We start from the raw sequence: 20,770 nt of genomic DNA, 5'->3' as shown, positions 1-20,770 counted from the left end.
AACGGAAGGGGAAAGATTAGGCGGGTTTCCGAAGGATGAGCGTACTCCAGGGGCCTTCACGAAGTTGTTTCTCTAGAACTAATCCCTGTCTCTGGTGGGCCACTAGCACCATACGAGCTTGCGTATTGAGAAGACCAGCCAAAATGGCCGTTCCTCCAGCCTGCAGGTTACGGGCGAGGTCCTTGGCCATGCGACAAAGCGGGCGGGCTAGAATGTTGGCAAATACAAGGTCGTACGGTGCCTTTCGGCGGACGGCTTCTGTATGCCAGCCATTGCCGAAGCGGCAGTCAAGCAGTGGGCCAATACCGTTCAGCCGAGCATTCGAGGCAGCGACACGGACAGACCATGGCTCAATATCCACGGCCAGAACAGGGCGACGAAGTAGACTGGCCGCTGCCATAGCAAGAATGCCCGACCCACACCCCATATCCAGAATATGCCGGGGATGGCGATGGGCAATCATTTCTAGTGCTCGCAGACACCCACGGGTAGAACCATGTTCTCCAGAACCAAAGGCGATGCCGGCATCTAATGTGATGTTTAGTTTGTTAGAAGGGGGTGTTTCCTGCAAATGCGTTCCCCGGATGCAGAAACGTCGTCCTACATATTGTGGAGGGAAAGCCTCCTGCGTGCGTGCAAGCCAGCCTTCTGCCTCGGTATTCTGCCGATGTAGGGGAGATTCCACACCCGTCATGGCACGGACAAGGGCTAGGGCATTGTCTAACTCCTCTTCATTCCGGCCTTTCTCCTTAACGGCCTCTAGCCGCCAGTAACGTTGTTCATCATCTTCTTCAAACATCCCGACTGTATCGCAAACTCCAAGAAGAGCTTGTTCGAAGAGAGGCACATGAATTTCCTCTACTACGATGGAGAGTGTTTCCAATGCCCGGGCGTGGCGGGTGCCAACATGGGACGGGGCAATGGGACTTTGTTTAGTCTTCACGATACGATCTCCACAAAACCGGCCATGATCCGTTTCAGACCGATATTTTCAAAATTGATAGACAGACGATCTTCTTCCACCCCAATGACTACCCCTTCACCATAACGATTATGGCGTACAGTTGCCCCTATAGGGATAGTCGATTGTACGGGGGAGGGGTTTATGGCGCGTTTTGTTGGCGAAGGAGCCTGACGATTAAAAAATGTTTTTGAACCTAGGGCATGTCCAGCTTTTGCAACATTTCTGATGATTTGGTCTTCAGGTAGTTCATCAAGGAAACGGCTTGGTACAGAATCTTGCCAGTTGGCATAAAGTCTTCGACTATTCGCATACGTTATAACTACCCGCTCACGAGCGCGGGTCAATCCAACATAAGCTAACCGCCTTTCTTCTTCCAAGGACTTATTCCCCCCTTCATCCAAAGAACGCTGAGAAGGGAAGAGACCTTCTTCCCAACCAGGGAGAAAAACATTCGGAAATTCCAACCCTTTAGCAGCGTGTAAGGTCATTAAACTAACCTTATCCGGATCATCCTGTGCATTATCGCTGTCCATAACAAGGGCGATATGCTCCAGAAACGCATCCATTGTCGGGAATTCACCAATTGCCCGAAGCAATTCCCGTATATTATCAAGGCGTCCTGCTGCTTCTACGGTTTTAGGATCATCCCGCCACATATCCAGATAGCCACTTTCTTCCAGCACCATATCCGTTGCGACAACATGCCCTTCCTTACTGACAACTTCCCGCATCTTCACAAGAAGATTCATTAGGTCCGTCAAACTAGACGCTAACTTACCCTTCAAGTCTCCCTGCTGTAATTGATACTGAAGGGTCTGTTGAAGAGACCTCCCCATGCTTTTTGCTGCCGTGCGCAAACGGGTTAAAGCAACCTTACCAAAGCCTCGCTTAGGTAGATTAACGATACGTTCAAAGGCGAGATCATCAGTAGGGTATAAGACCGCTCGCATATAAGCGATAGCATCTCGTATTTCAGCCCGTTCATAGAATCTTAAACCACCAATAATCTGATAGGGAATCCCCATTTTCATGAGTGCATCTTCAAAGGGACGTGTCTGAAAACCCGCTCGCATGAGAATGGCAATAGAACCGTAGGGCTGACCTGCTGTATGTAAATCTTGAATACGCCGTCCAATAACACGGGCTTCATCATCTGAATCCGGCGTATTGATCACTTCGATAGGCTCACCATCTTTAGTCTCCAGTCCAGGACGTAAGACTTTGCCCAACCGACCTTCATTATGGGCAATAACCTGTGAGGCTACATTCAGGATACGAGGCGTAGAACGATAATTCTGTTCCAGCCGAATGATTTTTGCTCCGGGAAAATCTTTTTCAAACCGCAAAATATTTGCAACATCCGCACCGCGCCACGAATAAATCGATTGGTCATCATCTCCAACGCAAGCGATATTCGAATCCTGCCCATCCTGCCTTTTTGCTAGCAAACGAAGCCATAGATACTGAATGGCATTCGTATCTTGATACTCATCAACCAGAATATACCGGAAGCGTTGCTGATACTGTTCCAAAACGTCAGGATGCTGACGTAGGATAGTCATCATATGCAACATAAGATCCCCAAAATCACATGCATTCAGTTCTTTCAAGCGGGCCTGATAAGTCGCATAGATAGCCGGGGTTTGACCATTAGCTAATTCAGATGCTTGTGCCGAAGTGAGGGCGTCAGGGAGCAAAGCTTGATCTTTCCATAACTGGATCTGATGCATGATCTGCGCCGGGGGAGAGCGTTTAAGATCAAGTTTCCAAGGTTCAATAACCTGTTTCAGTAGACGGAGCTGATCATCCGTATCCAGAATGGTGAAGTTACGTTCCAGTCCGACAAGCGGTGCATGTTGTCGTAGCATACGGGCACAAAGGGAATGGAATGTTCCCAACCATAAGCTATCTATCGACCTACCGAGGATGGCACTAATACGTTCCCTCATTTCCCTAGCGGCTTTGTTGGTAAAGGTCACAGCTAGAATCTGTTCCGGCCATGCCAGTTTCTCCAACAGGATATGAGCAAACCGTGTTGTCAGAACCCTGGTCTTTCCTGTACCAGCACCAGCTAGAATCAGAAGGGGGCCTTGCGTTGTTTCAACGGCAAGGCGCTGCTCTTCATTCAGACCCTGCAGATAATCAGGACCTGCGGGCGGTAAGCGGGGGGAAAAAAGATCATCCATCACGATTATCTGGTATAATGCGGCTCATACACGCTGGCTAGGACATAACCGTAGATTGTGAAAAAAGCAGTTTCATCCAAACAAGGACATAGAGCTAGGATGCGAGAGCGTATCCTCATACACGGAGCAGAGACCCTTGCTGATTATGAGCTGCTAGAAGTGTTACTTTTCTACGCCATACCAAGAAGGGATACGAACCCACAGGCTAAGGCACTGCTTGCAGCTTTTGGGTCATTAGGGAGATTACTGCAATCTCCTCAAGCCAAATTGAAACGGCACGGTCTTACTGACCGTCTCATCATCCTTCTAGAGCTTCCGGTGTTGGTTGCCCGTTCTCTTATGGAGAATGATGATGACATACCACTCCAACTAAGCAATGCCCCAGCCTTAATGAATTATCTGAAGGGCACCTTGCAGAGAATGCACGAACCGACAATCGGTCTAATCTGTCTGGATAGTAACAACAGCCTCATTACAGAAAAATTATTGCCTGCCAGTAGCAATCTACACAGCTTTCATCGCTTGATAGCGCAACATCTTCTTTCTTGTCATGCCACGGCCGCTATCATCGTTTATTACCATTCGCGATCTCCGGCTACAGCATTAGCACCCGAGATACGAGGATTAAAATTGGCATTGCAAACTTTAGATATCCTCTTACATGAGGGGATCCTCATAGGGGATGGATGGTATGTCAGTATGAGCGAATCGGGGCTTCTATAAGGAGCGGAAATAATTACGCAGCATCAATTATCCGTAGCAGATATCTTCCACAGGGTTGCATCTTTTGTCGTATCTAGTGAGGCTGCTCGCAAAGAGTTGGCAAAGCATTTGCTGTGTCACCATGCCTCATTAGCTGAACTTATTTTTGATCAACCAACAGACCAAAAGAATATCGCCAAGGAAAACATATCTCTGGCTGTATTCTGTGCTGTATTGAAGGAGCTTGCCCACCGATATGGACGTGCCCTTCTGCCAGAAGGGAATTTGCTAGAGCAACCGGATGTGCTGAAAGACTACCTTATGGTTCAGATGGCTCGGGAAAAGGTAGAACAATTTCGTATCCTTTTCCTTGATGGCAAGAACTATCTCATCCGTGATGAAGTACAGAGCCATGGTACAACCAACCATGTATCAGTCTATCCACGAGAAATAGCCAAACGCTGCTTGGAGCTAAAAGCAACAGGTATCATCATAGTGCATAACCACCCATCAGGACAGGTCAATCCATCTCGTAGTGATATCATTATGACCCAGAATATTGAGAGGGCCTTAGCTGTCATAGATGTCAAATTGATTGATCATCTCATCATTACAAGAAAAGCCCAAACCAGCTTTCGCCAGCTTGGGCTTTTTGATGATTGATCACCCCTCAAGCCTAGGCTGATAACTAGATAGAACCATGCTTCCGGGTAGTCCGCCACGAGGGAAGATTCGATTAACGTGACCCATCTTACGCCCGGGACGAGCTTCTTCCTTCCCGTAAAGATGGATAGACGCATTCTCTTCCTGAAAAATTCCCGGCAGCAGTGCCATATCATCCGGGCCAATCAAATTATGCATATACGCATCTGAATGACGCCGGGCAGGAGGAAGAGGGAGCCCGGTCACGGCACGAATATGCATTTCGAACTGATCTACAAGACAGGCATTCATGGTCCAATGACCTGAATTATGAGGGCGAGGAGCAATCTCATTGACCAGAAGGTTCCCGTTCCGATCCTCGAACAGTTCTACCCCCATGATACCGATTAGCCCGAGCTTTTCAGCTAGTTCTGTTGCCAGGGTCTGCGCCTTTTCAGCCAATAGGGGCATGATGGGCGCTGGAGCAATAGAAACACGCAAAATACCCTGTTGATGATAGTTCTCTGACACGTCAAAACAACGAATAGTACCTTCAGCATTACGGGCTACCATCACACTAACCTCACGAGCAAAATCAATTTTTTGCTCAGCGACCAGTGGATAGGGGAGAGTATCCGCTTTTTCTAGAAGTGTTCTGAAAGCCTCTTCATCATCTAAGCGGAACTGGCCTTTCCCATCATATCCAAAACGGGTGGTTTTCAGAATACAAGGAAATCCGAATGACGACAGGGAGCGTAGTTCATCTGCAGAGATAATCTCTCGCCATGGTGCTACTGGCAACCCAAAAGAGCCAAGCGTTGTCTTTTCCGTTATACGATCCTGACTAATCTCCAGAATGCGTCCCGATGGATGAACTGGACAGAAACGAGCAAGATGGCTCAACCCTTCTGCACTGATATTCTCAAACTCAAAGGTGATGACATCACAGGATCGAGCGAATTTTTCCAGACAAACAGGGTCGTCATAGGAACCAATCGTCAAATAAGCGGCTGTTTCTGCTGCGGGGCTAGGCTTACTATTGGAAAGGATATGAACCTTATAGCCCAATCTAGCAGCGGCAACAGCAGACATGCGCCCCAGCTGTCCACCACCAACAATGCCAATACAGGCGCCGGGCTTTAATGCTTCAATCTTCATCCAACCGGCACCTCTGCAACAGAATGCGTCTGCTTATCCCTGAACACTTTCAGCCGTGCGGCAAGCTCGTCATTAGAAAGTGATAGAACGGAGGCTGCCAGCAGGGCCGCATTAATGGCACCGGCTTTCCCAATAGCCAATGTTCCTACAGGAATGCCAGCGGGCATTTGTACGATAGAAAGCAGACTGTCTTGTCCTTTGAGTGTTCGGCTTTCCACAGGAACGCCGAAAACGGGCAAGGTCGTCCATGCAGCACACATTCCCGGAAGATGTGCTGCCCCACCGGCTCCTGCAATAATGACTTTCAGGCCACGCTCACGGGCAGTTCTGGCATAATCAGCGAGACGGTCCGGGGTCCTATGCGCAGAGACAATCCGGGCCTCGTAGGCAATACCTAGAGCTTCCAGCTGTTCACAGCCATGTTTCATGGTCTCCCAATCGGACTGGCTTCCCATGATCACACCCACTGTCGGCATCGGTGAGGCATTCATCGTCTTTTCTCTCCACCTTCCTAGATGTTGGAATCTGTTCCATCATGGGATGAGAAGAGACTGTTCGGATCAAGGTCTTCATGGATAGTCTCAAGCGGCTTACCTTCACGAACGAGGCGGTCATTGGCAGCCTGCACAGCAGCGTTCAGGTCTGTCTGGGTGCAAAGACCAAGGATGACCGGATCACGCGGCTTGATGTTGGGGCTATTCCAATGCTCACGATTGCGAATCTTAGCGATCGTATCTTTCGTGGTGCCCAGAAGCCGAACGATCTGTGTATCATTTAGCTGAGGGAATTGCCGTAAGACAAAAGCAATCGCATCAGGGCGGTCATGCCGCTTAGCAACGGGAGTATAGCGCGCACCCTTAGCACGGCGGGCCACAGGATTCGGGGTAGCTATCAGCTTAAGACGAGCGGAAGGGTTGGCTTCACAGCGCTTGATTTCAACTTCGGTCAGCTGGTTGTTTTTTACAGGATCATAACCGTTGATCCCACCGCCAACTTCACCATCAGCAATAGCCTGAATCTCTAGCGGGTGCATCCCGCAGAAAGTGGCGATTTGATCAAAAGTAAGGCCAGTTTTCTCAATCAGCCAGACGGCGGTCGCCTTCGGCATTAGCGGCAGGGTCATGTCAACGCAGTCCTTTGCAGAGCGATAATATGGTCCGGCATCTGGCAGGGCCCGGGCCACTCTGAAAAAGAATCACCCGCCACCCTGATAAGGGGCGGTGCCTGCATAATGCACGACATTCCTGCCAAAATGCGCTAGAGAGTATGAGAGGTCAAGATACGAATGCTGCAAAAATTGAATGCATATTGCAGCAAAAAAGAACCCCTCCGCTTCCCAGTAAGGGAAGGGAGGGGGCTTGCTCCGGGTTTCCCGCAGAGTGAAGTTAACTTTACTTCTTGATATTACCGATACCAGAGAAGCGCTTGTTGAACTTGGCAACCTGCCCCCCTGTATCCAGAATACGCTGAACACCAGTCCAAGCCGGATGAGTCTTGGGGTCAACGTCCAGACGCAGCTTAGCGCCAGGCTCGCCGTAGCAGGAGCGGGTCTTGTACTCGCTGCCATCAGCCATCACGACTGTGATTTCGTGGTAGTCGGGGTGGATGCCGGATTTCATAATATTTCCTGAACCTGATGAAAGAAGCTCCGATACCGACCGGAGCAGACGGAGCCCTCCATAAAGGATTTAGCCCATAAAATAAAGGTTGAGTGTCATTCTTTTTGCCGATGGTGCAATTTCTGAAAAACTTCATACAGTTTTGCCATAATGCGCTGTATGCTACGATGAGGTGGACGCTGTACTACCAATGGCAGAGCACCTGCCAACAGCGTCTGTTCTCCAAATTTCAGGGAAAGGCTATATGAGCCCCATAAAGAGCCCTATCAAAGCACCTGGCTGGGTGGCTGATTTCCAGAAGTTCATCATGCGTGGCAATGTTGTGGACTTGGCAATCGGTGTGGTCGTTGGTGCTGCGTTTAGTTCCATCGTCAACAGTGCTGTCAAGGATATCTTGACACCGATTCTAGGCCTCCTGACCGGAGGAGTGGATTTTAGCAATATCTTCATTACCTTGAAGGGGCCGGTTAAGGATACGCTGGCAGAAGCGCAGAAGGTGGGAGCAGTGACCATCAATGTTGGTCTGTTCCTCAACGCAGTGATTCAGTTCCTGATCATTGCTTTCTTCATTTTCTGGATGATGCGCCTTCTTAGTAAACTGCACCGCAAAGAAGAGGCTCAGCCTACTCCTCCGCCGGCACCTTCCAAAGAGGAAGTGTTGCTGACAGAGATTCGCGATATTCTGGCTGCGCGTTCATCAGAAAAATGACCTGTTCTCTTGTTACGAAAACATTAGGGCGGGTTTCTATGGCGGCCCTCGTCTTGGCGGGGGCTGTTTTTATCGGTCCCGCAAGGGCGGAGAGTACTGCTTTTGGCGTGCCTTTATCGCCCAACGTGCATCTTTATTCGTACTTCATCATTAACGGTATGGCTCGTGGGGCCTTTCTTCTCGGGAAGTTACACCCAAAAGACATGCCAGTGTTGATCAAGATGGATGAAATAACCCGCAAAGTATTACTTTGTAATCTAGACTCCAAGACGATCAGGTCAGATTTTAAAGCAGAGCAAATGCTAACCCGTTATCTTGGTCTTATTTTGAAATAAGTAGGCGTCTAGTAAGAATGTTATAAAAAAAAGGGGCATCACGTCCCCTTTTTTTATCCAACCATTAAACAACTTCTTATCAGCCTTCCCGCCGCAACCTTTTTTGTCCCATTAGAAGCAGAAGCGGAGCGGCAATGAAGATGGATGATGATGTTCCTACCACGATACCGAACAGCATGACGGTAGCAAAGCCGGTCAATGTGCTGCCACCGAACAGAGCTAAAGGCAAAGCGGCGAGGAACACCGTCATAGATGTTCCCAGTGTCCGATTAAGCGTCTCATTGATGGAAAGGTCAAGAAGCTCCCGTAAAGGCATCGTCCGATATTTGCGGAGATTCTCACGAACGCGGTCATAAACGACCACTTTATCATTTGTGGAGTACCCAAGAATGGTAAGCAGTGCAGCTACCATGACGAGATCGAATTCAAAACGTGTGACAATCAGAAAACCGATGGTCTTTGTCAGGTCCAGTACAAGAGTAATGACGGCACTTAAGGCAAATTCTCGTTCAAATCGAAACCAGATATAAATGAGAATCATCCCCAGACTGAATAGAAGCGCTAGAACACCATCACGGAACAGCTCAGAAGAGACGGCCCCGCCCACCGCATCGGCCCGTTGAATCTGAACACCAGGGATAGCCTGCACAATGACAGCCCGGACATGATCGACCAGTTTCTGGGTGACATGCTCATCCTCCCCACCACGGGGGAGATTGATGGCAATTCGGACATCCTGAGGCGACCCGAAGGACTGCACAGAAGCCGCATTGATCTGACCGGCCTTCAGGACAGCCCGCATATGTGCAGGGTCTTCCGCAGTTGGAGAATGGGTCTCTACAATAACGCCTCCACGGAAATCCAGCCCAAGATTTAGGCCGGGCGTGAGGAACAGTACCACAGAGGCGATGGAAAGAAGTGCAGAAACAATCAGACCGGCATGACGACCACGCATGAAGTGGATCTGTCGGTCATCACGTACGAAACGGAGAAGAGGGCGAGAAAACATGGCGATCAGACCGGCAGTTCTTGTGGACGTTTATGAGCATACCAACGGACAATCAGCATGCGGGATAGTACCAGTGTCGTAAACAGTGTGGTGACGATACCGATGGTGATGGTCAAGGCAAAGTTGCGGACAGCCCCTGTACCGAAGACAAAGAGCATGACATGCGCAAGAAAGGCTGTGGCATTACTGTCGATAATTGTACTCGTTGCCCGCTGGAATCCGGCCTGTAAAGCCTGAAGCGGCTTGCGACCATTCCGGACTTCTTCCCGAATGCGTTCATTGATGAGGATGTTAGCATCCACGGCCATACCAAGAGTCAACAGGATGCCTGCCATACCTGGCAATGTCAGGGTTGCTTCAAAAAGAGACAGAATAGCTAGAATCATGACAAGGTTGGCAAAAAGCGCAACATCCGCATAAAGGCCAAACCGACCATAGAAGAGCAGCATGAACAGTACGACCAGCACGAAGCCAACAATAAGGCTGATGATGCCTGCATGAATGGATGCTGCACCTAGACTTGGCCCAATGCTCCGCTGTTCTACCACGGTAAGCGGGGCAGGAAGTGCACCAGCACGTAGCAGTAATGCTAGATCAGAGGCCGACCGAGCCGTAAAGCTACCTGTGATAATCCCTTGGCCAGCCGTGATGGGGCCATTGATGACCGGGCTTGTCAGGATGCGGCCATCCAACACGATAGCAAATGGCTTGCCAACATTCTGCGTGGTAATGCGGGCAAAGTCATCGGCCCCCTTATTGTCGAACTTCAGTTCAACAACCCACTGTCCTTCGTTCATCGTGGCGGCAGCATCCGTCAGGTTAGCGCCATCGACGTCAATCCTGTCTTCCACAGCCAGCTCCCCACGCCCTTCGGAGAGGGGCAGCATAGTTGTGCCGGGCCCAGCATGAGTGGGGTCTGGAGAAACAAGGTGAAAGGTCATACGGGCAGTCGTACCGAGTAACGTCTTGATGCGCTGGGGATCGCTAATACCTGGGAGCTCCAGCACGATGCGATCTTCACCTTCACGGGCGATACTCGGATCAATGGCACCTGTACTGTCGATACGCCGGCGCACGATCTCAATAGAGCGTGAAACAGCCTCCCGGGCACGACTACGGATGGCCTCTGGTGTCAGACTGATAGCAAACTGGCCATTCTTTTCACTAACAGCAAGTTCGCCGGGAATGGATGGCGTCAGCCCTTCCAGAACTTTTCGGTCGCTATCTTTTTCACTATCTGACCGGGGCGTAACCAACACGGAGGCCGTAGCATCATCACGCTCAATGTTACGATAGCCGAGATGGGCAGTCAGCAACCCCTGGCGTACTTCACCCTCTAGAGACTGGAGCCGGTCATGCTGGAGTGTCTTCGTGTCCAGCTGCAACAGGAGATAGGAACCGCCTCGCAGATCAAGCCCAAGATGCACCTGATGCCAGGGCAAGAATGATGAGGGGGATTTCATGAAATTAGGAAGACAGAGGAGGGCACTGATCAGGCAGATGCCCACCACGCCTAACATCCTGAGGCGACTGTAATACAACATAGGGGGTCAGAGAACCTCAAAAGCGTGAAGAGGAAGTGGCCAGAACTAATCTCGCAGATGGGGTGTGACCATGCCCGTTCCGGTCCTTTATTGCAACCATTATGCAGGACTGTATAGCGTCTTGCACAACCTCCACTGGGTGCTATGATCGCTCACATGATAGAAAGACGGCCCCTTAATGTTGCCATTGCAGGCGCAGGCTATTTTGGCCGCTTCCATGCACTTCAGGCCTCCCGACATAGGCGGGAGCATCTTGTCGGGCTTTATGACTCTGATTATATACGAGCTCAAACAGTCTCCCAGGAAGCAGGGGCTATTGCCTTCAAAGCTTATGAAGACTTGCTGAAACAATGTGACGCTGTTTTTATCGCCTCTCCCGCCGAGACACATTACCGTCTAGCCCGACAAGCTTTAGAAGCTGGACGTCATGTAATGGTCGAGAAGCCTCTTGCGTCCACAAGGGAAGAAGGAGCGGAACTAGTTCGTTATGCTGAGGAACAGGGCTGCATTCTCCAAGTCGGGCATTTATTGCGTTACTCTGCTGAGCATCATGCCATCAGTAACCGCATAAAGCACCCCCTCTATATTGAGGCTACAAGAATTGCCCCTTACAAGGAGCGAGGAACCGACGTATCTGTCGTGTTGGATCTGATGATTCATGATCTCGATTTTATTCTTTCCCTTGTAGACAGCCCTATCGTGCACATTGACGCTATGGGGGCTGCCGTTTCCAGTGCTCATGAAGATATCGCTAATGCCCGTGTCCGTTTTAAAAATGGTTGTGTTGCTTCCATTACGGCTAGCCGCATTTCGTTCAAGACCGAGCGTAAAATGCGTCTTTTCGCACAAGAAGGTTATCTTTCAGCGGATTTCATGAGCCGGAAGTTGACCTTCATCAATCGTGATAAGGGCATACTCTTGCCAAGCAGCAACGGTTTCAGGCGGCAAAGCCTTCATTGGAAAGAACATGACAACCTTGCTGCCGAACATGATGCTTTTGTTGCATCCTGTCTGGATGGAGCCCCCGTGATGGTGGATGGACAGGCTGGGCTAAGGGCTCTTGACGCCGCCTTAAGAGTCGGAGAAGAGATACGGGCTGCACAGGCTCTGGTCCGGCAGGCGGGCTTGATTGACTGACCGGCTTGCCGCCCCACAATTCCTTATACTACGGAGAGATAATTCTCATGGACGTGACCGACTATACGCAGCAGCTTAATGCGATAAATCCGTATCTTAGTCTGCTGATCTTTGCCATTCTTATGCTTTCCATGCTGGGGCTATACTTCCTGCCGAGCATCATTGCTATCATGCGGCAGCACCCACAGAAATGGTTACTCATCGCCCTGAACGTATTTGCGGGCTGGACTGGTTTTTTCTGGATTGGTCTGCTCATTTGGGCACTTTGGCCCAAAGAGAAGCTGATCGCTTTCCAGAATGGGCAAGGGCAGGGCTGGGGGCCTTATCAGGCGCATAGCCAGACGCAGTCTTTCAGTGGTTCCGGCGCTACAGCAGAACCTCCAGCTGAAACGCTTGCACGGCTTGCTCGGATGAGAGATCACGGCACGCTGACGGAAGAGGAATTCACCAAGGCGAAAGAACAACTCATCAATCGTCTGTAATTTATATCCAGCCCGCCTGCTTGAAATAGGCGGGCTGGAACACACCGCTGGGGTTACCCCTCTAACTCTTCTCGCTTACTCTCCAACTCGACCCAGCGCTCTTCAGCTAGACTTAGTTTTTGTTCAGTTTCTGCCAGTGCTGCTGTAATTTTTTCAAACCGGACCGGGTCCCGCGTATAAAGTTCGGGGTCTGCCAAAGCGTTCCGGCAGAGTACTGCATCTTTTTCGAGTTTTTCGAGCCTTTCCGGTAGTTGGTCTAGTTCCCGCTGTTCCTTGTAGCTCAATTTAGCAGGGCTTTTCTCAGAGCGAGAAGCAGATGAACTTTTTCCATCTGAAGATGATACCGCATCTTTCTGCTGTCTTTCTGCAGGTAATTGCCCCCTGCGTTGTGCCAACATATCTGAATAGCCGCCGGCATATTCAATCCAGCTACCATTACCTTCCGCTACCAAAGTGGATGTTGCCAACCTATCCAGAAAATCACGGTCATGGCTGACGAGCAGGACTGTCCCAGCATAGTCGCCCAGCATGTCCTGCAATAGGTCCAGCGTTTCAAGGTCCAGATCGTTCGTTGGCTCGTCTAACACCAACAGATTAGAGGGACGGGCAAGAGCTGCCGCCAAGGCTAGCCGTCCACGCTCACCACCCGAGAGGTGGCTAACCGGTGTGCGTGCTTGTTCCGGCCTAAAGAGAAAGTCTTTCATGTAACCAATGACATGACGTTTCTCTGTGCCAACCTGCACCATCTCGCCATGGCCGTCCGTCAGGAAGTTAGCAACATTCTGATTCCCATCCAACGCACTACGCTGCTGGTCCAATGTGACCATCTGAATGGAGGGACTGCGCTTAATCTCTCCTGTCTGCGGTTCCATATCACCTATAAGAAGACGCAAGAGCGTTGTTTTCCCAGCACCATTGGCGCCGCAAATACCTAGCCGGTCTCCCTTGGTAACCTTGAGGGTCAAGGCAGAGATGAGGGGACGCTCAGGGTATGTCCAGCTGATGGATTCGGCATCCATGACAATTTTACTGGTATTCTCTGCTTCACTAGCTTCAAGCTTTAGAGTGCCTCTCTGACGAGAAGCCACATCACGTCGCTCCGCTCTCAGAGCTGCTAGCTCGGCAACACGCCGGACATTTCGTTTTCGTCGAGCTGTAACACCATATCGCATCCAGTCTTCTTCACGAGCGATCTGGCGATCCAGTTTATGAGCTGCTCGTTCGGCAAGTTCAATCTGCTCGTCTCGCCATGATTCGAAATGAGCAAAGCTAGCATCAAGTCTCTGCGTTCCTCCCTGATCCAGCCAGATGACAGCCTTGCATAGGGTCTCTAGAAAGCGACGGTCATGGCTGATGATAACCATCCCGGCATTCGAGGCTAGAAGCTCTCGTTCCAGCCAAGCGATGCAGGGGAGGTCCAGATGGTTGGTTGGCTCATCTAGCAGAAGAAGGTCTGGCTCAGTCGCTAGGGCACGAGCCAAAGCGCTCCGGCGTGCTTCCCCTCCAGAAAGGCTGGCACATTTCTCATTACCGCTCATACCCAACTCGCTAAGCATGGAGCGAGCCCGATAATGCGTCGTTTCGTCCAGATCCGCCGTGACGTAATCAAAGACAGTGTCCCAAACGGACAGATCGGGTTCCTGCGGCAGGTAATGTACTTTCAGACCGGGCTGTAGAAAATGTTTTCCGCTATCAGCCTCCAGCTCTCCCGCAGCAATACGGAGTAGAGTGGATTTGCCAGAACCATTACGCCCGACAAGGCAGAGCCTCTCACCTGGTTGTACGGAGAGTGTCGCGCCGTCCAGCAGGGGGCGCCCGCCTAGCGTGTATGAAATATTCTGTAGATTGAGAATTGGTGCAGACATGTGCCTTGATGTGCGGAAAACTGAGCAGATTTGCAATATGAAACAGGTAAAGAGATGTAAGAAAGATTTTTCCGATAGAAAACTTTTACTCTGTCTGTTTCTATTTCCCTGTTTTCACCTGTATATATCCCCGCATGAAGGCAGACAAAAAGATGCTAAAAAGCTGGGTACGGCAGCAGAATAGCGCCAATCGCTCGGCTACGATGACGATGGCTCTGGTGGGGATGTGTAACGTTCTTACCGGAATGGTTCTAGTATGGAGCCTCGCTTCCATTCTGGCGGAGCTGCTAGCAAGCGGGCAGGGGGTAGCTCTTCGCTGGCTGGTACTCTTCGTCTTAGCTTCTATCCTCCGTGTCATTCTGGGCTATGCGCAAGAACAACTGGCTGTGTCCAGCGGTGAAAAAGCTCGCAAACGCTTGAGGCGTGAGTTGCTTGCTCGTTTCTTTGCACAAGGGCCTGCATTACTTCGGCATCAGCATAGTGCGGCACTGGCCTCCCTTCTGACAGATCGCATTGAAGCGTTGGAAGGGTATTTCGCCCGTTGGCTGCCCGCCTCAGCCTTGTGGGTGGTGGCCCAGTGGTCTGTTGTGCTCGTTGTATTCTGGCAGAATCACCGTGCTGGTTTCATCCTAGGTGGATGCTGCCTTTTCCTCCCAGTCTTTCAAGCTGTCTTTGGTATTGCTACGGCCGTTGCCTCACGTCGCCAACTGCTAGCACTTAACCGTCTTCAGGTTCGTTTTCTTGACCGCATCCGCGGTATCGCCACCATCGTGCTTTCGGGGAATGCGGAAAAGGATGCCCAGAACCTTGGTCGCGCCGCTGACGAGTTACGCCAGCGGACCATGAAAGTGCTGCGTATGGCGTTTCTAACTTCCGCTTCAACCGATATTGCTATGATTGTCGCATTAGTCTGGATTGTGATCGACCAGCGCCACAGCCTGCTACATGGTGGTTCTATACCGCAGACAACTAGCATCCTGTTTGCTGTTCTTATGGTGCCAGAAGCGTTTGCACCATTCCGGGCTCTCTCTGCAGCTTATCAGGATAGGGCACAGATTACTAACAGTGGTGAGGCCATCCAGAAACTACCGCTCCTACCTGAATTGACAGTAAAAGAATCCGCCCCCCGTTTGGTCCCGGATCGTACGGATAAGGGTATTGATCTGGATGTGCGGAATATTTCCTATCAGTGGGTGGAAGACCGTCCCTTAGCACTAGACGACGTTTCCTTCCACCTCAAAGCGGGCGATATTGCCCTGCTGACTGGCCCTTCGGGGGCCGGAAAATCGACGCTTATAGAGATGCTTCTGGGCTTCATTCGTCCACGTGAAGGACATATCCTTCTTGGTGGTGCTGACCTTCAGGCATTACAGCCAGCCGATATGACGCGTCAGATTAGTTGGATTGGTCAGAAGCCGGTTATTTTCGCTGGAACCCTGCGTGAGAACATCATGTTTGCAGCACCGGCAGCTTCAGAAAAACAGCTTCAAGAAGCTCTGGAGGCTTCTGCTATTGTGGATTATCTGGCTCTTTTGCCTGATGGACTGGAGACAAAACTGGGTGAGGGAGGGTATGGCCTTTCCGGCGGGCAGGCACAGCGTATCGCCATCGCCAGAGCCTTCCTGAAAGATGCGCCGTTGCTCATCATGGATGAACCAACAGCCCACCTCGACCCTGCGACAGAACAGGACATACTTGTTTCTCTCCGGCGTCTTCTAAAAGGACGTACAGCTCTGATCTCCACTCATTCTTCCCAGTTCCACAATATCGGCGAGACCGTGCATCTCGCTATCGAAAAAGGACGGGTTATGGAACAGGAGATTCTGTAATGAAACAGCTACAGCCATTATGGAATATATGGAAATCCCGTGGGGGTCGCCTGCTTGTGGGGCTTCTTCTGGCTGAACTCTCCGTCTGTGCTGTCTTTCTTCTCATGGGACAGACAGGGTCTCGCCTCGGACTGATTGCTGTTGGCGGGGTCGCTGCATTCGGAATACTCAGATTTGCTGGGGCTTCCCGTATTATCCTGCGCTATCTGGAGCGTCTAGCAACACATGATGCTACCTTCCGGGTTCTGGCTGATATCCGTCTCTGGTTTTATAGGGGGCTTGCCAAAGGCGCCGCAGCTGGACTGGGATTCCGTCGTTCTGGTGATCTATTGTCCCGTCTTGTTGCTGACGTACAAAGCCTGGACAGCTTCTATCTACGTATTCTGGTTCCTCTGGCGACCGCCCTTTTGAGCCTGTGCATCGTCCTTGGGATCTGCCTGAAGGGAAGCGTCTTGCTCGCATTCAGTATAGGAATTATTTTCTGTCTGGTCGCCTTTGCCTTACCTACCCTCATGGCAAAAATCTCATATCGTTGGGGGCCAGAACTCCAGAGAACACAGGCCGAAATGAACAATCAGGCCCTTGATCTTGTTGGCGGCATGCGTGAACTGCGGATTTTCGGACAGGAAGATGCAGCGACGGAACGTTTCCTAACTGCTGAGGATGTTTTCTATACAGCGCAACGTCGACAAGGCCGTGCTATGGCGCATGTGCACGCATTGTCTCTGTTGCTAACCCGTTTAGGTGTCGTATTTGCTTTAGCAGGGTGTACTGGTTTCTTCTTTCCAAAAGAACAAGCAGTCATGGGAATTACCATTCTGTTTGTGGTCATGACAGCTCTCGACAATATTGTAGACCTCCCGAGGGCTGGTCTGTTGTTCGGTCGTATCCGTCATGCAGCAGAACGCGTCGTAGAAGCTACGATCGTTCCTAACGGCACGCCAGGAGAAGGAACAGAGCCTGCGCCTAATGGACATGAAATTGAAGGTAAGAACATTACCTTCGGCTGGCTCCCGGGCAAGACCGTTCTGCACAATGTGAATTTTAGAATCCGGGAAGGTGAAAGAGCAGCATTGATTGGACCTTCTGGCGCAGGAAAGTCCAGTCTTGCGGCCCTGCTGCTTAAGGTGGTCGCTCCTAAAAAGGGGAGTATCACTCTAGGCGGACATGATATCGCCTCCATCCAGACTGAAGCCCTGCGGAGCAAGGTTGCGTGGCTCTCACAGTCAAGCCATCTTTTTGATGATACGGTTCGCTCCAACCTTTTGCTAGGGCGAGATGGCATTTCCGAAGACGCTATATGGGCGGCGCTTGAGCAAGCCCAGATTGCCGATTTCGTGCGCTCCCTGCCTGATGGGCTGGATAGCTGGATTGGTGAAAATGGATCACACATATCTGGAGGGCAGGGGCGTCGTATCGCTCTGGCCCGTGTCCTACTCTCTGATGCTCCGGTACTGATTCTTGACGAACCTGGTTCCGGGCTTGATATGGAGACCGAGCGCGCTTTTCTGGCAACCCTCAATCAGCTAGACCGTTCCCGTACTATCTTGCTGATCACTCATCGCCTTACGGGGGTAGAGCAGCTTGATCATCTCTGGACAATTCAGGACGGCACCTTAATCTCCCACTCTCTTTGAGGGAACGATGCATTTTTACTGTCATTGAGGGCTGGGCCATATTGACCACAGGGCAAAGCACGGGCAGTTAAAGATGAGATTTTTTATCATTGATGAGAAAAGGGGCTCCCATGAAGAAGGTTTTTGCTTTCATGCGTCGTCTTGCTCCCGTGGGGGCGACTTCCCTCATGGTAGCCGGACTTCTAGCTGGCTGTGTTTCGCACCTACCACGAAATGATTATGTCATTTTCTTTGATACAGAATCCGTAACGCTCACCCCTACAGGGAAAGCTATCATTGCTAGTGCTGTTGAAGCAGCACATAAGCGTCACATTTCGCATATTACTGTGGCGGGCTCTGCCGGAAAAAGTGGCGATGCGGATGTCTTGAAGAAAGTGGCTGATGCTCGGGCAGATTCCGTGATTGATGTGCTGGTGCAGGATGGCATCAAGCGTGAAGATATCCGGAAGGAAACTTTCATACCGACAGATGTTGAGAACTCACGTGTTGCGTTCCGCCGTGTCACGGTTCATTTGGCCGACCATTGATCCAGCATCATGATCAGCGTGACGGGGAGCTTTACGAAGGGATAGGCAACCCGATCGATTATTTCCCCCGCCACGTTGGCGAATCTCCTGAAGAAGTCCTGCATAAAGTGTTTGGCTTTACAGCTTTTCGAGGACTTCAGGAGAGTGCGGTTCAGGCTGTCATGAATCAGGAGGATGTTCTCATCCTCATGCCTACAGGGGGGGGTAAAAGCCTATGCTATCAGGTTCCCGCTCTCTGCCGTAAAGGGGTGGGACTCATCATTTCACCTCTAATTGCCCTGATGGAAGATCAGGTCGCTGGGTTGAGGCAACTCGGGGTGAGGGCGGCAGCACTACACTCTGAGATGGATCATCAGGATCAGCAGACGGTCCGGGAAGATCTAGTCTGTGATCAGCTTGATCTTCTTTATATTTCGCCAGAACGGCTATTAACCCCGTACAGTCTCAATCTACTAAAACGATGCAACCTGTCCCTCATTGCGATTGATGAAGCTCACTGCGTCTCTGCCTGGGGGCATGATTTCAGGCCGGAGTATCGGGAATTAGCTAATTTGAAGGAACTGTTCCCCGGTGTTCCTCGCATTGCGCTAACAGCTACGGCAGACCCTCGCACACGTAGCGACATACTCTCTGCGTTGGATATGCCGCAAGCTCGCATCCTGATGGGTAGTTTCCACAGAAATAACCTGTTCCTTCAAGCACAGCCAAAACTGTCTGAGACACGGCAGGTACTGGATGCTTTGAGCCGTCATATGGGGCAGGGAGCAGCCATCGTCTATTGTGGCAGTCGAAAAAAAACGGAATCACTGGCCCGACAGCTTCGGGAAAAGGGTTATACAGCTTTCTCGTTCCACGCCGGCATGTCTCCAGCAGATAAGAAAAATGTCCTTTTACGGTTTCGTTCTGGTGAACCAATGGTTGTGGCAGCTACTATCGCCTTTGGTATGGGGATCGATCGTCCCGACGTCCGGACTGTCATTCATCTGGATATGCCAACTTCACCAGAAGGATATTACCAGCAGATAGGACGTGCTGGCCGTGATGGTGAACTTTCACATACGCTGCTGTTATATAATGGGGAGGGAGTTGCCCGAGCCCGCTACTGGCTCGAAGAGGCACAAGTTCCTGAAAGTGAAAAACGAGCGATGCAGGGACGCCTAGAAAGTATGATTTCTCTGACAGAAACGACAGGCTGTCGGACACAGGCTGTTCTCGCCTGTTTTGGAGAAGCTCTGCATGAACCATGCGGGCATTGCGACAACTGCCTGCATCCTCCTTCTACTTTCGATGCAACTGAAGCTGCTCAGAAGGTTCTTTCTACCATATATCGAACAGGAGAACGGTTTGGAGCTGTGCAGCTTATTGCTGTTCTTAAGGGAAAAATGACCGAAGCTGTGGAACGTCATGCCCTTCAGCATCTTTCAGTCTTTGGTATCGGTAAAGATAGAACGGATGTCTGGTGGCGAATGGTCATTCGACAGCTTATAGCCCGCGGCGCCATTGGAATGGTAGGAGATCATGGTGGTCTAGGGCTGAAACGGGAAACGGCCCGCCCCATTCTACGAGGCGATGTTGCTGTCAGTTTGAGGGAAGATGCGACACTACGACATCTCGCCAGCATAGGAAATACTGCACCGGGCTCCCCCTCTGAAGAACTTTCAGAAGAAGAGCACCGTCATTTTCTGGCACTAAAAATGTGGCGACGAGAAGAGGCCTATCAGCAAGAGATCCCGCCTTATATCATCTTCCGTGATGCCACATTGCGGGAGATTATCCGAGCCCACCCTGCTAGCAAGCAGGAACTGGGCGAGATACGGGGAGTTGGGCAAAGCAAGATTGACCGTTACGGCGATGCCGTTTTGGCGATTCTTCAAGAGGCACCTTGAAGGTTTATCCCTTCAAGGGCCGACGTGTTTTTCTTCCACGATGGGCTGCATGGTGAAAGAAGCAGTTACATCACCAACATCCTGAAAATGGAATGTGAAATCTAGCTTGTTACCCGGCTGATAAGGCACTTTCAGCCCGTGGCAGATCAAATGATAACCACTAATAGGAAAAACGAGCGTTCCTTCATGCGGGACAGCCATACGCTGGAAAATATCGTAAGTCTGCCGAGGAGACTGAATCGCTACCTGGCTACTCCGGTTTGATGTGACAGAGTTGCAGCTGGAGGATATGATACCACGAAGCAGCATGTCCGTTACACCATGATTTGTCAGCGAAAATGTGCCAAAAATAAAAGGCGCTTCTTTATAGCGTGTATGCAGGGCGGTATCACTGATAGTGATGCTCTTGATAGACACTGGTGGGGGCGCCGCATCATTACCCACTGCAATGGCACTTCCTGCACTCTGACTGATCAGCAAGGCTGCCCCTGTCAGGGTGTTACGTATCGTCCTATTCATCATTCCTGCTCCCGCTTTCA

The 20,770-nt window shown here is 50.8% G+C and carries 20 protein-coding genes; 10 read left to right on the top strand and 10 right to left on the bottom strand.

Annotated elements, in window-relative coordinates; translation table 11 throughout:
• Window positions 1-16 precede the first annotated feature (16 nt).
• Both CPA57_RS01635 and CPA57_RS01630 read right to left on the bottom strand, forming a co-directional pair.
• Window positions 17-922, bottom strand: a complete 906-nt coding sequence (locus CPA57_RS01635; RefSeq protein ID WP_182081764.1) for a 50S ribosomal protein L11 methyltransferase — start codon at window positions 920-922, stop codon at window positions 17-19.
• A gap of 17 nt (window positions 923-939) precedes the next feature.
• A complete protein-coding gene (locus CPA57_RS01630) occupies window positions 940-3,150 on the bottom strand; it encodes an ATP-dependent helicase (protein WP_182081763.1) in 2,211 nt (736 codons plus the stop codon).
• Between the two features lie 99 nt (window positions 3,151-3,249).
• Here CPA57_RS01630 and CPA57_RS01625 point away from each other — a divergent pair, with 99 nt between their 5' ends.
• Entirely contained in the window at window positions 3,250-3,873 is a 624-nt protein-coding gene (locus CPA57_RS01625) for a RadC family protein (RefSeq protein WP_182080931.1), read from the top strand.
• Window positions 3,874-3,969: 96 nt separating this feature from the next.
• Window positions 3,970-4,515, top strand: coding sequence for a JAB domain-containing protein (locus tag CPA57_RS01620; protein ID WP_195805390.1), 546 nt, complete (start codon window positions 3,970-3,972; stop codon window positions 4,513-4,515).
• Here CPA57_RS01620 and CPA57_RS01615 read toward each other — a convergent pair whose 3' ends face one another.
• From CPA57_RS01615 to rpmE, 4 genes are all read right to left on the bottom strand, one after another.
• Window positions 4,516-5,652, bottom strand: a complete 1,137-nt coding sequence (locus CPA57_RS01615; protein WP_182080929.1) for a 5-(carboxyamino)imidazole ribonucleotide synthase — start codon at window positions 5,650-5,652, stop codon at window positions 4,516-4,518.
• The gene (purE, locus tag CPA57_RS01610; protein WP_182080927.1) at window positions 5,649-6,143 is read right to left on the bottom strand and encodes a 5-(carboxyamino)imidazole ribonucleotide mutase; all 495 of its coding nucleotides are present in this window, start codon (window positions 6,141-6,143) and stop codon (window positions 5,649-5,651) included. Before purE ends, CPA57_RS01615 begins: the two co-directional genes overlap by 4 nt.
• Before the next feature lie 20 nt (window positions 6,144-6,163).
• Window positions 6,164-6,775: a DUF1013 domain-containing protein gene (locus CPA57_RS01605; RefSeq protein WP_182080925.1), complete on the bottom strand. Its 612-nt coding sequence runs from the start codon at window positions 6,773-6,775 to the stop codon at window positions 6,164-6,166.
• A gap of 268 nt (window positions 6,776-7,043) precedes the next feature.
• The gene (gene rpmE / locus CPA57_RS01600) at window positions 7,044-7,271 is read right to left on the bottom strand and encodes a 50S ribosomal protein L31 (RefSeq protein WP_077395507.1); all 228 of its coding nucleotides are present in this window, start codon (window positions 7,269-7,271) and stop codon (window positions 7,044-7,046) included.
• Window positions 7,272-7,515: 244 nt separating this feature from the next.
• Between rpmE and mscL the strand changes: the two genes are divergently transcribed.
• Window positions 7,516-7,980: a large conductance mechanosensitive channel protein MscL gene (mscL, locus tag CPA57_RS01595; protein ID WP_182080923.1), complete on the top strand. Its 465-nt coding sequence runs from the start codon at window positions 7,516-7,518 to the stop codon at window positions 7,978-7,980.
• 38 nt (window positions 7,981-8,018) lie between these two features.
• Entirely contained in the window at window positions 8,019-8,315 is a 297-nt protein-coding gene (locus tag CPA57_RS01590) for a hypothetical protein (protein WP_182080921.1), read from the top strand.
• A 79-nt stretch (window positions 8,316-8,394) separates the two neighbouring features.
• Here CPA57_RS01590 and secF read toward each other — a convergent pair whose 3' ends face one another.
• Both secF and secD read right to left on the bottom strand, forming a co-directional pair.
• Window positions 8,395-9,324, bottom strand: coding sequence for a protein translocase subunit SecF (gene secF, locus CPA57_RS01585; protein WP_182080919.1), 930 nt, complete (start codon window positions 9,322-9,324; stop codon window positions 8,395-8,397).
• A gap of 5 nt (window positions 9,325-9,329) precedes the next feature.
• The gene (secD, locus tag CPA57_RS01580) at window positions 9,330-10,868 is read right to left on the bottom strand and encodes a protein translocase subunit SecD (RefSeq protein WP_182080917.1); all 1,539 of its coding nucleotides are present in this window, start codon (window positions 10,866-10,868) and stop codon (window positions 9,330-9,332) included.
• A 156-nt stretch (window positions 10,869-11,024) separates the two neighbouring features.
• Between secD and CPA57_RS01575 the strand changes: the two genes are divergently transcribed.
• A complete protein-coding gene (locus CPA57_RS01575) occupies window positions 11,025-12,005 on the top strand; it encodes a Gfo/Idh/MocA family protein (protein WP_182080915.1) in 981 nt (326 codons plus the stop codon).
• Between the two features lie 47 nt (window positions 12,006-12,052).
• Window positions 12,053-12,487, top strand: a complete 435-nt coding sequence (locus CPA57_RS01570; protein WP_182080913.1) for a superinfection immunity protein — start codon at window positions 12,053-12,055, stop codon at window positions 12,485-12,487.
• A gap of 53 nt (window positions 12,488-12,540) precedes the next feature.
• Here CPA57_RS01570 and CPA57_RS01565 read toward each other — a convergent pair whose 3' ends face one another.
• On the bottom strand, window positions 12,541-14,352 hold the full coding sequence (locus CPA57_RS01565) for an ABC-F family ATP-binding cassette domain-containing protein (RefSeq protein WP_182080911.1): 1,812 nt from the start codon (window positions 14,350-14,352) through the stop codon (window positions 12,541-12,543).
• Between the two features lie 134 nt (window positions 14,353-14,486).
• Here CPA57_RS01565 and cydD point away from each other — a divergent pair, with 134 nt between their 5' ends.
• The 4 genes from cydD to recQ all read left to right on the top strand — a co-directional run bounded on the left by cydD (window position 14,487) and on the right by recQ (window position 20,231).
• Window positions 14,487-16,181 (top strand): thiol reductant ABC exporter subunit CydD, encoded by a 1,695-nt coding sequence (gene cydD, locus CPA57_RS01560; RefSeq protein ID WP_182080909.1) that lies wholly within the window; start codon window positions 14,487-14,489, stop codon window positions 16,179-16,181.
• Window positions 16,181-17,818, top strand: a complete 1,638-nt coding sequence (gene cydC / locus CPA57_RS01555) for a thiol reductant ABC exporter subunit CydC (RefSeq protein WP_182080907.1) — start codon at window positions 16,181-16,183, stop codon at window positions 17,816-17,818. Before cydD ends, cydC begins: the two co-directional genes overlap by 1 nt.
• A gap of 110 nt (window positions 17,819-17,928) precedes the next feature.
• A complete protein-coding gene (locus CPA57_RS01550) occupies window positions 17,929-18,345 on the top strand; it encodes an OmpA family protein (RefSeq protein WP_182080905.1) in 417 nt (138 codons plus the stop codon).
• Window positions 18,346-18,386: 41 nt separating this feature from the next.
• A complete protein-coding gene (gene recQ / locus CPA57_RS01545; RefSeq protein ID WP_182081761.1) occupies window positions 18,387-20,231 on the top strand; it encodes a DNA helicase RecQ in 1,845 nt (614 codons plus the stop codon).
• A 12-nt stretch (window positions 20,232-20,243) separates the two neighbouring features.
• Here the strand turns inward: recQ and CPA57_RS01540 are convergent, their stop codons facing one another.
• Window positions 20,244-20,753 (bottom strand): copper chaperone PCu(A)C, encoded by a 510-nt coding sequence (locus tag CPA57_RS01540; RefSeq protein ID WP_182080903.1) that lies wholly within the window; start codon window positions 20,751-20,753, stop codon window positions 20,244-20,246.
• Window positions 20,754-20,770: the final 17 nt, after the last annotated feature.

This window comes from Bombella favorum, assembly GCF_014048475.1.
In the GTDB taxonomy this organism is placed as follows: Bacteria; Pseudomonadota; Alphaproteobacteria; order Acetobacterales; family Acetobacteraceae; genus Bombella; species Bombella favorum.
The sequence above is the reverse complement of the archived record's forward strand: the minus strand, read 5'-3'. Positions and strand labels throughout refer to the sequence as shown.

What these genes read in the sequence shown, in the direction of transcription:
- mscL (WP_182080923.1), top strand. Translation starts at nt 7,516, where the DNA reads ATGAGCCCCATAAAGAGCCCTATCAAAGCACCTGGCTGGGTGGCTGAT.
- CPA57_RS01605 (WP_182080925.1), bottom strand. Translation starts at nt 6,775, where the DNA reads ATGACCCTGCCGCTAATGCCGAAGGCGACCGCCGTCTGGCTGATTGAG.
- CPA57_RS01590 (WP_182080921.1), top strand. Translation starts at nt 8,019, where the DNA reads ATGGCGGCCCTCGTCTTGGCGGGGGCTGTTTTTATCGGTCCCGCAAGG.
- CPA57_RS01615 (WP_182080929.1), bottom strand. Translation starts at nt 5,652, where the DNA reads ATGAAGATTGAAGCATTAAAGCCCGGCGCCTGTATTGGCATTGTTGGT.
- cydD (WP_182080909.1), top strand. Translation starts at nt 14,487, where the DNA reads ATGAAGGCAGACAAAAAGATGCTAAAAAGCTGGGTACGGCAGCAGAAT.
- CPA57_RS01540 (WP_182080903.1), bottom strand. Translation starts at nt 20,753, where the DNA reads ATGATGAATAGGACGATACGTAACACCCTGACAGGGGCAGCCTTGCTG.
- rpmE (WP_077395507.1), bottom strand. Translation starts at nt 7,271, where the DNA reads ATGAAATCCGGCATCCACCCCGACTACCACGAAATCACAGTCGTGATG.
- CPA57_RS01575 (WP_182080915.1), top strand. Translation starts at nt 11,025, where the DNA reads ATGATAGAAAGACGGCCCCTTAATGTTGCCATTGCAGGCGCAGGCTAT.
- purE (WP_182080927.1), bottom strand. Translation starts at nt 6,143, where the DNA reads ATGAATGCCTCACCGATGCCGACAGTGGGTGTGATCATGGGAAGCCAG.
- secF (WP_182080919.1), bottom strand. Translation starts at nt 9,324, where the DNA reads ATGTTTTCTCGCCCTCTTCTCCGTTTCGTACGTGATGACCGACAGATC.
- secD (WP_182080917.1), bottom strand. Translation starts at nt 10,868, where the DNA reads ATGTTGTATTACAGTCGCCTCAGGATGTTAGGCGTGGTGGGCATCTGC.
- CPA57_RS01550 (WP_182080905.1), top strand. Translation starts at nt 17,929, where the DNA reads ATGAAGAAGGTTTTTGCTTTCATGCGTCGTCTTGCTCCCGTGGGGGCG.
- cydC (WP_182080907.1), top strand. Translation starts at nt 16,181, where the DNA reads ATGAAACAGCTACAGCCATTATGGAATATATGGAAATCCCGTGGGGGT.
- CPA57_RS01570 (WP_182080913.1), top strand. Translation starts at nt 12,053, where the DNA reads ATGGACGTGACCGACTATACGCAGCAGCTTAATGCGATAAATCCGTAT.
- CPA57_RS01630 (WP_182081763.1), bottom strand. Translation starts at nt 3,150, where the DNA reads ATGGATGATCTTTTTTCCCCCCGCTTACCGCCCGCAGGTCCTGATTAT.
- CPA57_RS01565 (WP_182080911.1), bottom strand. Translation starts at nt 14,352, where the DNA reads ATGTCTGCACCAATTCTCAATCTACAGAATATTTCATACACGCTAGGC.
- CPA57_RS01625 (WP_182080931.1), top strand. Translation starts at nt 3,250, where the DNA reads ATGCGAGAGCGTATCCTCATACACGGAGCAGAGACCCTTGCTGATTAT.